10 protein-coding genes and 1 pseudogene are annotated in these 14,806 nt (G+C 64.4%); 4 read left to right on the forward strand and 7 right to left on the reverse strand.

The features are described 5' to 3' along the window. Positions 1–385: pseudogene (locus IVB13_RS40435) on the forward strand (GGDEF domain-containing protein); the annotation flags it as partial. A gap of 14 nt (positions 386–399) precedes the next feature. On the opposite strand, the gene IVB13_RS16125 reads toward IVB13_RS40435, so the two are convergent. Next, positions 400–1,020, reverse strand: a complete 621-nt coding sequence (locus IVB13_RS16125) for a TetR/AcrR family transcriptional regulator (RefSeq protein WP_247489700.1) — start codon at positions 1,018–1,020, stop codon at positions 400–402. Positions 1,021–1,071: 51 nt separating this feature from the next. Here IVB13_RS16125 and IVB13_RS40440 point away from each other — a divergent pair, with 51 nt between their 5' ends. Together IVB13_RS40440 and IVB13_RS16130 are read left to right on the forward strand one after the other, a co-directional pair. Beyond that, entirely contained in the window at positions 1,072–1,338 is a 267-nt protein-coding gene (locus IVB13_RS40440; RefSeq protein ID WP_018456143.1) for a hypothetical protein, read from the forward strand. Positions 1,339–1,557: 219 nt separating this feature from the next. Next, positions 1,558–4,962 (forward strand): acyl-[ACP]--phospholipid O-acyltransferase, encoded by a 3,405-nt coding sequence (locus IVB13_RS16130; RefSeq protein WP_018456144.1) that lies wholly within the window; start codon positions 1,558–1,560, stop codon positions 4,960–4,962. Between the two features lie 72 nt (positions 4,963–5,034). Here IVB13_RS16130 and tcuB read toward each other — a convergent pair whose 3' ends face one another. From tcuB to tcuA, 3 genes are read right to left on the reverse strand one after another with little or no spacing between them, the layout of a single operon-like run. Continuing rightward, a complete protein-coding gene (gene tcuB, locus IVB13_RS16135) occupies positions 5,035–6,141 on the reverse strand; it encodes a tricarballylate utilization 4Fe-4S protein TcuB (protein WP_247489615.1) in 1,107 nt (368 codons plus the stop codon). Positions 6,142–6,145: 4 nt separating this feature from the next. Beyond that, entirely contained in the window at positions 6,146–7,174 is a 1,029-nt protein-coding gene (locus IVB13_RS16140) for an esterase (RefSeq protein WP_247489617.1), read from the reverse strand. A gap of 28 nt (positions 7,175–7,202) precedes the next feature. After that, entirely contained in the window at positions 7,203–8,594 is a 1,392-nt protein-coding gene (gene tcuA / locus IVB13_RS16145; RefSeq protein ID WP_085350045.1) for an FAD-dependent tricarballylate dehydrogenase TcuA, read from the reverse strand. 154 nt (positions 8,595–8,748) lie between these two features. Between tcuA and IVB13_RS16150 the strand changes: the two genes are divergently transcribed. Continuing rightward, on the forward strand, positions 8,749–9,432 hold the full coding sequence (locus IVB13_RS16150) for a GntR family transcriptional regulator (protein ID WP_085350046.1): 684 nt from the start codon (positions 8,749–8,751) through the stop codon (positions 9,430–9,432). A 13-nt stretch (positions 9,433–9,445) separates the two neighbouring features. Here the strand turns inward: IVB13_RS16150 and ybaK are convergent, their stop codons facing one another. The 3 genes from ybaK to IVB13_RS16165 form a co-directional block, all read right to left on the reverse strand. Further along, the gene (ybaK, locus tag IVB13_RS16155; protein ID WP_247397726.1) at positions 9,446–9,919 is read right to left on the reverse strand and encodes a Cys-tRNA(Pro) deacylase; all 474 of its coding nucleotides are present in this window, start codon (positions 9,917–9,919) and stop codon (positions 9,446–9,448) included. Positions 9,920–10,164: 245 nt separating this feature from the next. Beyond that, positions 10,165–12,933 carry a formate dehydrogenase subunit alpha gene (gene fdhF, locus IVB13_RS16160; protein ID WP_247489619.1) on the reverse strand — a complete coding sequence of 923 codons (2,769 nt, stop codon included), beginning with the start codon at positions 12,931–12,933 and terminating at the stop codon, positions 10,165–10,167. Next, positions 12,930–14,639, reverse strand: a complete 1,710-nt coding sequence (locus IVB13_RS16165) for an NADH-ubiquinone oxidoreductase-F iron-sulfur binding region domain-containing protein (protein ID WP_018456151.1) — start codon at positions 14,637–14,639, stop codon at positions 12,930–12,932. The genes fdhF and IVB13_RS16165 overlap by 4 nt, the downstream gene beginning before the upstream one ends. Positions 14,640–14,806: the final 167 nt, after the last annotated feature.

Consider the following 14,806-nt stretch of genomic DNA (forward strand, 5'->3'; position numbering starts at 1 on the left):
GGCGACCGCCTGCTCTGCCAGATCTCGCGTCTCCTGCAACAGGAACGACGGCCGCATGACCTGGTGGCCCGGCTTGGCGGTGACGAATTCGGCCTAATCCTTCCACAAAGCACGCCGTACGACGCCGTGGATATCGCCGAACGGCTGCGCCGGTCGCTCGAGCTATCCGTCTTCGCGTGGGACGATCGTTGCTTTGCAGTGACCGCCAGCATCGGCGTTGCCTGCATCACCGACGGCAACACCATGCTCGAGGACGCGATGCGGCGCGCGGATGCCGCCTGCTATCGCGCCAAGGAAGAACGGACGCAACCGTGTTCAGGTCGACAACGGGACGACGGACGTCGTCGTCGTCACCTCGCGGCACCGCAAGGCCGCCAGCGCGTAGCAGCGCTCCACACTTTATCGTACTGGCACAATCCCGAGCCCTGCGAGATGCGCATCCAGAAACTGATCGACTTGCTGGCGCAGCATCTGCGGCGGCACGGCTACCATGCGTTCTTCGAGGCCGAGCGAGATGATCCCGTGCACGGCGGAAAACAGGGTGCGTGACAGCAGCGCGATCTGCACGTCGTCTGCATTCGGAAGCAGCCGCACCAGGGGTGGATGCATCAGCGCGAAGGCGTCCATCACCATCTGAAGGATGTCATCGGGGTAAGGGCGGTCGTCCTCCATCCGATGTTCGAACAGCGAGCGCAGCAGATTGGCGTGCTCCGCAAAAAATTCGTGGTAGGTCGCGGCCAGCCCGTAGAGCTGGCGAACGGGATCCTCGGCGGGAACCTGGCCCAGCCGCACCGTCAGCTCCTTAACGGTCTCCCGATTCACGGTCAGGATCACCCCGTCGAAGTCGCCGAACTCGTTGTAGACGCTCCCAACCGAGCAGCCTGCGGCGTCCGCAACATCCCGGACTTTCAACGATTTCAGCCCCTTAGTCGCGATAATGCTGCGAGCGATCTCCACGATCTGCTGCCGCCGACGAGATTTTTTTCGGTCTCGCAACGATTCGTCTTGAACATTGTTCATTTTCAAGGTACTCATTTGAACAATGTTCAAATTAACCTGGAGATCTGCAAAATGCAAACCCTCGCTGTTGATATCGCCTCCACCTTCGTCGATGACGCCACAGCTCTCGTGACCGGATCTGGCCGCGCCCTCCTGCGGTTCGCGACGGGGCCGATCGATCGCATTGCAAATGCCTGCGACATCGCCGGCGTCCTGACCGAGCGGCGGGCGACCTTCCGGATGTGGCGGGCCAACCGCGACCGCGCCCGTCATGAGGGCCGCCGCATTAGCCTGCTCGGCCGCCTCTCGCCCTTTCGCCGCCTTGCCCACCTTACCTGAGGCGCGCACGCCTCCTTGCCGGGGCGTGATAGAGCCGCGACCAGCCATTTGCGAACCAAACGTCGCCACGCGGAGACCAACAGGATCGGAAGGTAAAGGCGCAGAGCAGGCCGGGGCGATCGTTCGTCAACCCGCAAATGCCCGTCGCATCTCCTCGGGTCCCGACGCCCATCCGACAATGAAACAACCTCAGACAGCGTTTCCAAAACAGGACTAGTCATGATCAGGGATTTGATGTCGTCACGCCGCTTCGCGCCGCTGTTCTGGGCGCAATTCTTCTCGGCGCTGAACGACAACGTGCTCAAGAACGCACTCGTCATCATCCTGCTTTACAGTGCCGCGACCGGCCACGGTGATGCGCTGGTGACGGTCGCGGGCGCGGTGTTCATCTTCCCCTATTTCATCCTGTCCGGGCTCGGCGGCCAGCTCGCCGACAAATACGTCAAATCCGTCGTCGCAAGGCGGCTCAAATTCGCCGAGATCTTTGCCGCGGGCTTTGCCGCGGCCGGCTTCTTCCTGCACTCGGTGCCGCTGCTGTTCGCAGCGCTCGCACTGTTCGGCGTCATCGCCGCGCTGTTCGGACCCGTGAAATACGCGATGCTGCCGGACCAGCTCGAGCTCGGCGAGCTCGCGACCGGCAACGCGCTGGTCGAAGGCGCGACCTTCATGGCCATCCTGCTCGGCACCGTTGCCGGTGGCCAGTTCGTGGCCGGCTCCGCGCATATGGGCTGGGTCGCATCGGCCGTGGTCGTGCTGGCCCTGCTGTCCTGGACCTTCGCCTCCCGCATTCCCGCGACGACGCCGTCTGCACCCGATCTGCCGGTCAACGCCAATCCCTGGACCTCGACGCTCGGCCTGTTGAAGACGCTGCACGCCGACCACCGGCTGTGGGACGGCACCGTGATCGTCTCCTGGTTCTGGCTGGTGGGCGCCATCGTGCTCTCGCTGCTGCCGGCGCTGGTCAAGGAGGTCATCGGCGGCACCGAGGGCGTGGTGACGTTGTGTCTCGCGATCTTCGCAATCGGCATCGCCATCGGCTCGCTGTTCGCCGCGAATCTGAGCCACGTTCGCCCAAACCTCGCGCTGGTGCCGATCGGCGCCGTCATGATGGGGTTTGCCGGCATCGACCTCGCTTGGGCGATCGGCGTGACCGCCAAGGGCCAGGACATCACTGCTGCCGACTTCGCAACTTCGTTCGCGGGCCTGCGCATGCTGCTCGACTTCGTCGCCTTCGCATTCGGCGGCGGGCTGTTCGTCGTTCCGTCCTTCGCCGCCGTCCAGGCCTGGTCCGCCCCCTCCGAGCGCGCCCGCATTATCGCCGCCGGCAACGTGCTGCAGGCCGCCTTCATGGTGGCCGGCTCGCTGTTCGTCGCGCTGTTGCAGGCCGGCGGATTGCACATCGGCTGGATCTTCTTTGGCCTCGGCGTCATCAGCTTCGGCGCAGTCTGGTTCGTGCTGACCAAGTGGGGCAAGGAAGGCGTGCGCGACTTTGGCGGGCTGCTGTTCCGCGCGCTGTTCCGCACCGAGGTCCGCGGGCTGGAGAACCTGCCGCCTGCTGGCACGCGCATGCTGATCGCGCCCAATCATGTCAGCCTGATCGACGGCCCGCTCCTGCACGCCGTGCTCCCGATCGACGCGAGCTTCGCGGTTGATACCGGCATCGCCAAGGCCTGGTGGGCCAAGCCGTTCCTGCGGGTGGTCAAGCACTACACCATGGACCCCACCAAGCCGCTGGCGGCGCGCGACCTCATCAAGCTCGTCGCCGCCGGAGAGCCGGTGGTGATTTTCCCGGAAGGACGCATCACTGTTTCCGGCTCGCTGATGAAGGTCTATGACGGCACCGCGATGATCGCGGACAAGGCCGACGCAGTCGTCGTCCCGGTCCGCATCGAAGGCGCCCAGCGCTCGCATCTCAGCTATCTCAACGGCAGCCAGATCAAGCGCTCGTGGTTTCCGCGGGTGACCGTCACCATCCTGCCGCCAGTCAAGCTTCCGGTCGATCCGTCGCTCAAGGGCAAGGCGCGCCGTAACGCCGCGGGCGCAGCACTTCAGGACGTGATGATCGACGCCATGGTGAAGAACGCCATGCTCGATCACACCCTGTTCGAGGCGCTCGGACACGCCTATCGCGACCGCGACACCGGCAAGGTCATCGTCGAGGACGCGCTCGGTACCAAGCTGACCTATCGCAAGCTGATCCTGGGCGCGCAGGTCTTGAGCCGGAAGCTGGAGAACGGCACCGCTATCGGTGAGAATGTCGGTGTGCTGCTGCCGAATTCCGCTGGCGTCGCCGTCGTCTTCATGGCGCTGCAAAACATCGGCCGGGTGCCGGCAATGCTCAACTTCTCGGCGGGCCCGGTCAACGTGCTTGCCGCCATGAAAGCCGCGCAGGTCAAAACCGTGCTGACGTCGAAAGCTTTCATCGAGAAGGGCAAGCTCGACAAGCTGATGGCGGCGATCTCCGCGGAAGTTCGCGTGGTCTACCTCGAGGACGTCCGTGCTTCGATCGGCACGGCCGACAAGATCAAGGGCCTGCTCGCCGGCACCGCGCCCCGCGTCGCCCGCCAGGCGAGCGATCCGGCGGTCGTGCTGTTCACGTCGGGCTCGGAAGGCACGCCCAAGGGCGTTGTGCTGTCCCACCGCAATATCCTTGCGAACGCCGCACAGGCGCTGGCGCGGGTCGATGCCAACGCCAATGATAAGGTGTTCAACGTGCTGCCGGTGTTCCACTCCTTCGGGCTGACCGGTGGAATGATGATGCCGCTGCTCGCGGGCATTCCGATCTACATGTACCCCTCGCCGCTGCACTACCGGATCGTGCCCGAGCTGATCTACCAGACCGGAGCCACGATCCTGTTCGGCACCGACACATTCCTCACGGGCTATGCACGCTCGGCCCATGCCTACGACTTCCGCACCTTGCGCCTGGTGATCGCCGGCGCGGAGGCGGTCAAGGATCGCACCCGGCAGGTCTTCATGGAGCGTTACGGCATCCGCATCCTCGAAGGCTATGGCGTCACCGAGACGGCACCGGTGCTGGCGATGAACACGCCGATGGCCAATCGTCCAGGCACGGTCGGCCGCCTGTCGCCGCTGATGGAAAGCCGCCTCGACCCGGTCCCCGGCATCGAGGAAGGCGGACGCCTGTCGGTGCGCGGACCCAACGTAATGCTCGGATACTTGCGGGCCGAAAATCCCGGCGTGCTCGAGCCGCTCGCCGACGGCTGGCACGACACCGGCGACATCGTGGCGATCGACCCGGCCGGCTTCATCACCATCAAGGGTCGCGCCAAGCGCTTTGCCAAGATCGCCGGCGAAATGGTCTCGCTGTCGGCGGTCGAGAACATCGCGACAACGCTGTGGCCGCAGGCCGGTTCAGTCGCCGTGTCGATCCCGGACCAGCGAAAGGGCGAGCGCATCGTGTTGCTGACGACGGAGAAGAACGCCGAGCGCAGCGCCATGCAAGGCCACGCCAAGGCGATCGGCGCGTCCGAGCTGACCGTTCCCGCTGCGATCATGGTGGTCGACAAGGTGCCACTGCTCGGGACCGGCAAGACCGACTACGTCACGGCAACGACGATGGCCCGCGAGCAGGCGTCTGGACCAGAGCGCGAGGTGGCATAACAGAGATGCACGAGGCGCCTCAATCAGGCGAGGCGCGGTGCCCCGATCGGCCGCTTCCGCGCCGCCTGAATCTCAAGAACCGGCTTCTCCGCGTCGCTCCTGCGCATAACGCACCAGCGCCGCGAAGCGATAGATGCCGTGCACGAACTTGCCGTAGGGCATGGTGATGAACAGCGCGAACACTGCACCTAAATGGAGTGCCAGCAGCGGTCCCATGGCGGCAGTCTCCCGCAGAATCAGAAGCAGCATGCCGGTGAACCCGGTCAGGAACAGCATGGCGATGAAGCCGACATCCATGCCGTAGCGCTGCTCGTCGAGCAGCGCCGGATCACGCCGCATCTTGGCGACGAACAGGCCGATCGGCCCGATGATCAGGCCGATGCCGCCGAGCGTGCCGAGAACCACCGGCAGATCCCACCACGGATACGGCGCCTCGCGGCCGAGCAGATAGTGATACAGCGTTGCGACCGAGGTCGCGGCGAAGCAGAGCAGGAAGCCGTAGAAGGTCAGGTGATGGAAAAGCTTGCGCCGGTCGGTCGGCTTGTCATCCTCATTGTAGCAGCCGACGCCGCCACCATGGAGGTAGCGCAGCTCACCAGCGTCGCGCATCGCCTGAAAGATCGAGCCGCCGTCCGCACGGCCGCCGATCGGCGGGCCGATATCCCGCCAGAAGGCACGCACGCTCATCACCAGCGCGAAAATCGCATAAAGGAAGGCGGCGCTGAACAACGCTGCCATCGCGTTGTGCGGCATCAACTTGTAGAACGCGCCGGGGCCAGTGTGCACGCCAAACAGCACGCTGCGGTCGTTTAGGGCAGCGAAGCCGAGTATGAAGGCGGCCATGCTGAGCGCGGCGACGATGCTGATGACGAGACCATTGCGGGCGAAGGCACCGGACAGCGCCTGCGGCCAGGCATAGGTCGCATAGGATTCCGCGCGCGCGATCGCCAGCGTCTGCGGGACGTTGACGTTGAATTCGTGCGGCGGCGAGAACTGGCAGTCGACGTAGCAGGCGCCGCAGCCATGGCAGAGATTGGCGAGATAATTGAGGTCGCCGTCGGAGAAGGCGCGGCGCATCTCCATGGCGGGAAAAACCGCGCAAAGGCCTTCGCAGTAACGGCAGGAATTGCAGATCGTCATCAGGCGGTCGCCTTCATCCAAAATTCTGCTTCCGTGCATGGCTTTACTTCGTCAGGCCTTTGCCCTCGAGCCATTTCTGGATCAGGGCCGCGACCTCGAGATTGTTCTTGTCCATCATCACCATATGCGAATTGCCCTTGATGCCTGTCTGCGGGAGATCGATGATGTCGACGCTGCCGCCGGCCGCCTTGATGGCGTCCGCAAAGGCGATGCCGTTGGCGCGGATCTTGGGCCAGCGCGAATCGCGCTCGATATAGTCGCCGTAGATGATGAGGGTCGGGATGTTCTTCAGCACATCCGCTTTGGCGGGATCGCCGATGCCGGCCGGCTCGATCGCAATCAGCGCCTTGACCTTGTCAGGGCGGGCTTGCGCGACCTTGAAGCCGAAGGTGCCGGCCTGGCTGTGGAACAGAAGCACCGAGGGGCCGACGCGATCGATCTCAGCGATATAGGCGGCGATGGTCGCATCGTCGGTCGTGGTCCAGCGCGGTACGTTCTGCTTGACGAAATTCTCGTAACCCTCGACGGGGAATTGGTTGCCCGGCATCAATTTTCGCTTGGCGGGATCGGGATCGTACGAGTTCGGCCCATCGCCGATGCGGAAACGCTCGAACGGGTTGGCCGTGGTCAGGAAGACCGGCTCGCCTTTGAAGATATCGGGATATTGCCCCCAGCCCGCGCGTCCGCGCTCTACTGCGTCGGAGTTATAGACCCCCCACCCCTTGCGTAGAAAATAATTCAGCCAGCCTTCGCGTCCGTCAGGCGTGGTCTCGTAGGTGACGCCGGTCAGTCCGCCGCCATGCCACATCAGCAAAGGATAGGCACCCTTCTCGTTTGCCGGCAGGAAATACTGAACATACATCTGCTCGACCTGATACGTGCCGTTGGGATCAACCTTGGCCGGCACTCCGCCGGGCGCGAACACGACCTCCCTCACCGGCTGGCCCGAGATTTCGACAAGACGGCCACCGACATGGAACGAGCCCATGTCTCGCAGCGTGATCGGCTCGGCCGCGTGGGCGTAGCCGACGGTCAGCAGCGCCGAGATCGAAGCAATGGCAATGCGTGACATGGTTCCTCCCTCGTGTCTGTTCTTCCGCCTAATTCTTCGCGTGGCGTGCCGCTTCCCGTCCTGCGATCCGCCCGAACACGCTGCCGATGGTCATGCCCATGCCGGCGGCATAGCCCTTGCCGAGCACGTTGCCGGCCATGACCTCGCCGGCCGCGAACATGTTGGCCGACGGCTTGCCGTCAGCCATCAGCATGCGCGCTTCCCTGGTCACGCGCGTGCCGAGATAGGTGAAGGTGATGCCGGGCCGCACCGGATAGGCAAGGTAGGGCGGTGTCTCGATCCGCCGTGCCCAATGCGTCTTCGGCGGCGTGATGCCTTCCGTGCGGCAATCGTCCAGAATGGTGTGGTCGAAGGTGCCGGGCTGCACCGCGGCGTTGAATTCGGTGATCGTCTTTTCCAGCGCGGCCGGATCGAGCTCGAGCTTGCCGGCAAGCTCAGCCACCGTCTGCCCTGCGATCGGCGGGAATAGCGTCGGCATGAAGCTCGTGACCACGGTGGAGTCGAAGATGATGTAGGCGATCTGTTCGGGCTGCGCGGCCACCAGCCGGCCCCAGATCGCGTAACGCTTCGGCCAGATGTCCTCACCTTCATCATAGAAGCGCTGCGCGTGCTTGTTGACGACGATGCCAAACACGACAGAATCGTGCCGCGTGATGATGCCGCCGTCGAATTTCGGCGCGCGCGCGTCGATCGCGACCGCATGGCACTGGGTGGGATCGCCGACCTCCTGCACGCCCTTGTCGAGCAGCATCTTCAGGATCGAGCCGCGGTTATAGGGGGTACCGCGGATCAGGAAATTGTCGGCGGCCTCACCCCAATATTGCTTCAGCCATTCGATGTTGGCCTCGAATCCGCCGGCGGCGGCGACCAGCGACGTCGCGCGGATCTCGGTGTCGCCTTTAATCGGCCGCCTGAGGTGGGCGGCGAGAAACATGCCGTCCTCGATCATGAGGTCGATGACCTCGGCGTCGTATTCGATTTCGACGCCGAGCTTCTCGGCGGTGAGATAAAGTGCGTTCAACATCGCGCGGCCGCCGCCGAGGAAGAATGAGTTGGTGCGGCCGAGGCTCAGCGTGCCGCCGAGCGAGGGCTGCCAGCGCACGCCCTGCTCGACGATCCAGTTCAAGATGTCCTTGGACTCGCGGATCATGTGCCGGGCGAGCACCTCGTCGGTCTGGCCCCCGGTGACGCGCAGGAGATCCTCCCAAAACTCTTCCTCAGTGTAGGGGCCGGTGAGGATTTCGGTCGCCTCGTCATGTGCGCAACGCATGTTGCGGGTGTGGCGCGTGTTGCCGCCGCGATAGAACTTTGGCGCGCCTTCGAGCACCAGCACCGATGCCCCACCGCGTCGCGCGCTGATCGCCGCACACAGCGCCGCGTTGCCGCCGCCGATCACCAGCACATCGTATTTGCTGCTCATGCCGTCTGTCCGATGCGACGAAGTTGGAGACATTCTGCCCGCCGGCCCCGGCCAATCCGGCTGGTCATTGCGCACCTTTGTATACAAAGATATACGAATGTCCGGCAAGCGTTATCCTGCATGGGAAGGATGCGCGTGGCGAGCACGAGGATGCATGGCAAGACGCCCGACAAAAGCAGGCGGCTCGATCGCGCGCGGCGGCGGCGTGGCGCTCGGCGAAGCAGTGTTCCGCTCGCTCTGCGAGGCGCTGCAGGCCGGCAGCTACCGCGCCGGCGACCGCCTGCGCGAGGAAGAGGTCGCCCAGCGGCTGAAGGTCAGCCGCACCCCGGTGCGGGAAGCGCTCGGGCGGCTTGCCGCACGTGGGTTCGTCGAACCTGCCGGCGGCCGCGGCCTGATCGTACGCAACCTCGACATCTCGGAGGTGCTCGAGCTCTACGCCATGCGCGAGATCATGGAGGGCGCCGCCGCCCGACTTGCCGCCGAGCACGCGTCTGCGACCGAGGTCGACGCGCTCAGGGACATCGAGCAGACCTTCGTGGAAGCGTCGGGGACTGATCCCGCCGAGATGGCGCGGCTCAACCGCGCCTTCCACGAGGCGATCTGCCGCGCCGCGCGCAACCGCTATCTCGACAACGCTTCGCGGGAATTGCAGGACTGGATCGCCCTGCTCGGTCCAACCACGTTCACCGTATCCGGTCGCCCGTCGACCAGCCACGGCGAGCACCAGGCCATCATCGACGCCATCGCGGCTCGCGACGGCGGCAAAGCGGAGCAGCTCGCGCGCACACACATCCGCGAAGCGCTGCGCTGTCGGCTGAAGCTGTTGCAAAAACAATAGCAGAGCGCCGCGCTCAGGCGACCAGTTCCGCGACGATCGCCTTCAACACGTCCCGCACATCGCCCGGACTGAGCCGCACCTGCAGTCCGCGCTGACCGCCATTCACGTACACGTAATCATGTGCGAGCGCGCTCTGCTCGATCACGGTGCGCACAAGCTTCCGCTGCCCGAATGGGCTGATGCCGCCAACCTTGTAGCCGGTGAGGCGCTCGGCCTCAGGCGGCTTCATCATCTGCGCCGACTTGCCGCTAACAACAGCGGCGAGCTTCTTCATCGAGACTTCCTGATCGGACGGGACGATCACGCAGACCGGCTTGCCGTCGACCAGCGCCATCAGCGTCTTCAAGACGCGCGCGGGATCCTCGCCGAGTGCGGATGCAGCCTGAAGGCCGATGCTCTCGGCGTCGGGATCGTAGTCGTAGGTGTGGACAGTGAAGGCAACACCGGCGGCCGTGAGCGCGCGTGTGGCTGGGGTGGCTTTGGACATGGACGATGTCTAGCACCGCCGCTGCGAGGAGCGAAGGGACGGCGACACGGGTGGACACATGCACCACAGCCTCAGCGTCGTCCCGGCGAAGGCCGGGACCCATAACCACAGGGAGGAGTTTGGAGAAGACTCGTCGTTCGGTACGCCCACCATCCGCTAACGAGACACCTCGCGGTATGGGTCCCGGCCTTCGCCGGGACGACACCGCAGGCATTGTGTCACCAAATAACCGGCGAGCGCGCAGCCTACTCCGCCGCGTCGCGCATCTCGGCCCGCTCCGCCCTGGCCGCGCAGAACTTGAACTCCGGGATCTTGCCGAACGGATCGAGCGCCGGGTTGGTCAGGAGATTGGCCGCCGCCTCAGCGTAGCAGAACGGCATGAACACCATGTTCTCGGGCACGTCGCGGTCGGAGCGGACCTTGACCTCGACCGCGCCGCGGCGGGTCTCGAGCCGGATGAAATCGCCCGGCGCGAGCTTCTTCCTGTGCATGTCCTTCGGCGACATGAACGCGACCGCCTCGGGCTCGATCTGGTCGAGCACCTGCGCGCGGCGGGTCATCGAGCCGGTGTGCCAATGCTCGAGCACGCGGCCGGTTGAGAGCACCATCGGATATTCGGTGTCGGGGATCTCGTCCGGCGGGATGACGTGAGCCGGAACGATCTTGCCGCGGCCGCTCGCGGTCGGGAAGCCCGTGGTGAAGATAATCTCGTTGCCGGGCACGTCGGGACCGTCGACGGGATAGGTGACCGCGCCCTCCCGGACCAGCCGTTCCCAGGTGATGTTCTTCAGCGACGGCATCAACTCCGCCATCTCGGTGAAGAGCTCGCCGGGACCGGCATAATTCCACGGCAACCCCATGCGCTTGCCGATCTCCTGGATGATCCAGAGATCCTGCCGCGCATCGCCCGGCGGCTTGATCACCTGGCGTGCGAGCTGCACGCGGCGATCGGTGTTGGTGAAGGAGCCTTCCTTTTCGGCAAACGCCGAGGCCGGCAGGATGACGTCGGCGTGGAACGCGGTCTCCGTGACGAAGAGATCCTGCACCACGAGATGGTCGAGCATGGCAAGCGCCTGGCGCGCATGCTGGAGATCGGGGTCGGACATCGCTGGGTTTTCGCCCTCGATATACATGCCCTTGATCTCGCCGGCATGGATCGCGTTCATGATCTCGACCACGGTCAGACCGCGCACGGGATCGAGATCCTGGCCCCACAGCTTCTCGAAGGCGCCGCGCATGTCGTCGCGGCCGACCGGCTGATAATCCGGCAGGAACATCGGGATCAGACCGGCATCGGAAGCGCCCTGCACGTTGTTCTGGCCGCGCAGCGGATGCAGGCCGGTGCCGGGACGCCCGACCTGGCCGGTGATCAACGCCAGCGCAATCAGGCAGCGCGCATTGTCGGTGCCGTGGACATGCTGGCTGATGCCCATGCCCCAGAAGATGATCGACGATTTTGCCCGCGCATAGGTTCGCGCGACCTCGCGCAGGGTCTGCGCCGGGACACCGCAGATCGGCTCCATCTTCTCCGGTGTGAACTCCTTGATCTTCTCCTTGAGCTCCTCGAACCCATCGGTGTAGCCGGCGATGTACTGATCGTCGGTCAGCCCTTCGGTGATGATCGTGTGGATCATCGCGTTCAGCATGGCGACGTCGGAGCCCGGCTTGAACTGCAGATGCTTGGTCGCATGGCGCGACAGCGTCTGCCGGCGCGGGTCCATGACGAACAGCTTTGCGCCGTACTGCTTGACCGCGTTCTTGATGAAGGTCGCGGCGACTGGATGATTCACGGTCGGATTGGCGCCGATCACGATGATGACCTCGGCGTCCATCGCAGCCGAGAACGGCGCCGACACGGCGCCCGAGCTCAGACCTTCGAACAGCGCCGCGACCGACGAGGCGTGGCACAGACGGGTGCAATGGTCGACGTTGTTGGAGCCGAAGCCGGTGCGCACCAGCTTCTGGAACAGATAGGCCTCCTCGTTGGAGCCCTTCGCCGAACCGAAGCCGGCCAGCGCCTTCACGCCCTTCTCGTCGCGGATCTTGACCAAGCCTTTGGCCGCGATGTCGAGCGCTTCTTCCCAGCTCGCTTCGCGGAAATGCGTGAACGGATTGGCCGGATCGACCTGGTCGTCGGAATCCTTCTTCGCGTTGGGCAGCCGCACCAGCGGCTTGGTCAGGCGATGCGGATGATGGATGTAGTCGAAGCCGAAGCGGCCCTTGACGCAAAGGCGGTTGTGATTGGCGGGGCCGTCACGGCCCTCGGCATAGATCACCTTCTCGTCCTTGACCTCATAAGTCACCTGGCAGCCGACGCCGCAGAACGGGCAGAGCGAGTCCACCTTCTTGTCGGCATAGACGACACGGGTCTGCTTCTCGTCCAGCATTACGGCCGGCATCAGGGCCCCGGTCGGACAGGCCTGCACACATTCGCCGCAGGCGACGCAAGTGGACTCGCCCATGGGATCGTCGAAATCGAACACGATTTTCGAGCCGTGACTACGATAGGCCATGCCGATGACGTCGTTGACCTGGACCTCGCGGCAGGCGCGCACGCACAGGCCGCACTGGATACAGGCGTCAAGATTGACGCGCATGGCCGGATGGCTGGCGTCGGTCGCCCAACGCTCGGCGGCGGGGAAGCGACTCTCGGTGACCCCAGTGGTTTCGGCCCAGTGCCAGAATTTGGAGTCCGGATCGTGCGAGGTCTCGCGCGCCGGCTGGTCGGCGACCAGCAGCTCCATGACCATTTTTTGCGCGGAAACCGCGCGCGCGCTCTCGGTCTTCACCTTCATGCCGACCGATGGCGTGCGCTTGCAGGACGCCGCGAGCACGCGCTCGCCCTCGATCTCGACCATGCAGGCGCGGCAATTGCCGTCGGGGCGATAATCCGGCGCGGGCGAGTAGCACAGATGCGGAATCTCGCGACCCTGGCGTTTTGCGACTTGCCAGATCGTCTCGCCTGCATTGGCCTCGACCTGCTTGCCGTCGAGCTCGAACGTAATCTTCGTCATTCGGCCGCTTCCTTGAACTCGTCAGGGAAATATTTAATCACGGTGGCAAGCGGATTCGATGCCGCCTGTCCGAGCCCGCAGATCGAGGCATCGCGCATCGCCTGGCTCAATTCGTCCAGGAGAGCGCGGTTCCAGACCGGTTGCTGCATCAGCAGCGCGGCCTTCTGGGTTCCGACGCGACACGGCGTGCACTGGCCGCAGCTCTCGTCCTCGAAGAACTTCATCAGGTTCAATGCGGCCGCGCGCACGCTGTCCTTTTGCGACAGGATCACGATCGCGGCAGAGCCGATGAAGCAGCCGTATTTTTCAAGCGTGCCGAAATCGAGCGGGATGTCGTCCATCGCCGCCGGCAGGATGCCGCCGGACGCACCACCCGGGAGGTACGCGTAGAACTGATGGCCATCGGCCATGCCGCCGCAATATTCGTCGATCAACTCGCGCACGGTGATGCCAGCAGGCGCGAGCTTCATGCCGGGATTCTTGACGCGGCCCGAAACCGAGAAGCTGCGCAGGCCGTGCCGCTCATGCCGGCCGTGGCCCTTCCACCAGTCGGCGCCCTTCTCGATGATGTCGCGCACCCACCACAAGGTCTCAATATTGTTGATCAAGGTCGGCAGGCCGAACAGACCGACCTGGAATGGATAAGGCGGCTTGTGCCTGGGTAAGCCGCGCTTGCCCTCGATGCTTTCCAGCAGCGAGGATTCCTCGCCGCAGATATAGGCGCCAGCGCCGCGGCGCATGTGCAGCGTCGGACCGCCCGGCGGCAGCTTCGCGATCTCACGTTCGAGGATTTCGCGCGAGGCCGGATATTCGTCGCGCAGGTAGATGTAGATATCCGAGGCCTGCACCACATGCGCACCGATCAGCATGCCCTCGAGGAAACGGTGCGGATCGCTCTCGAGATAGACGCGATCCTTGAACGTGCCGGGCTCGCCCTCGTCGCCGTTGATCGCCATCAGGCGCGGGCCGGGTTCACCAAGCACCGCGCGCCATTTACGTCCCGTCGGGAAGCCGGCGCCGCCGAGACCGCGCAACGAGGCGTCGTCGAGCGCCTTCAGCAGGTCGTCTGTCGGTAGTTCGCCCGAGCACAGGCGATTGAGCAGCTTGTAGCCGCCGCCGGCGACATAGGCTTCATAGCCGATATAGTTGGGCAGATGCGCGTGGGTATCGCCAGCCTTCGCCGCCGCCATGACATTGGCGACCGTGGCGTGATCAACGAAGTTGTGTCCGACTTCCGCGGCAGGCGCCGTGTCGCAGCGGCCGACGCAGGGCGCACGCACCACGCGGATGCCGGGACCTGACGCGTCTTGCAAATCCGCGAGCAGCTTCTCTCCGCCGAGCATCGCGCAGGTCAGCGAATCGCAGACGCGGATCGTCAGCGGCGCGATATCGGGCTCGCCTTCCTTTACCACGTCGAAATGCGCATAGAAGGTCGCGGTCTCGAACACTTCGGCGAAGGCGAGCTTCATCTCGTCGGCGAGCGCGGCGAGATGCGCGGCCGAGATCTGGCGGTACTGATCCTGGATCAGGTGCAGATATTCGATCAACAGGTCGCGACGCCGCGGTCGGTCGCCGAGCAACTGCGCGATCTCATGAGAGGCGGTGGGATCGACCTGCCGTCCCTTGGGTGTGGATTTGGCGCGCTTCCGTCCCTGGCCGGGATGTTCGAACTCGCGAACCTTGTGAACGTCGTCGTTGCTGCTCATGGAGACGTCGCGTTCTCTTCAAATGCGTGATGAGTTTGGACCGGACCGCCAAGGCGATCAGTCTTCATTTTCCGACTCGATCAAACGGAACCACCGGTTCCTGCGTCCCGCCGATCAAGCCAAATTCGACGCAACTCTAATCTCTGGTATGCCAGATGCAAGAGAAT

It is taken from the genome of Bradyrhizobium sp. 17, from assembly GCF_023073515.1.
In the GTDB taxonomy this organism is placed as follows: Bacteria; Pseudomonadota; Alphaproteobacteria; order Rhizobiales; family Xanthobacteraceae; genus Bradyrhizobium; species Bradyrhizobium canariense_D.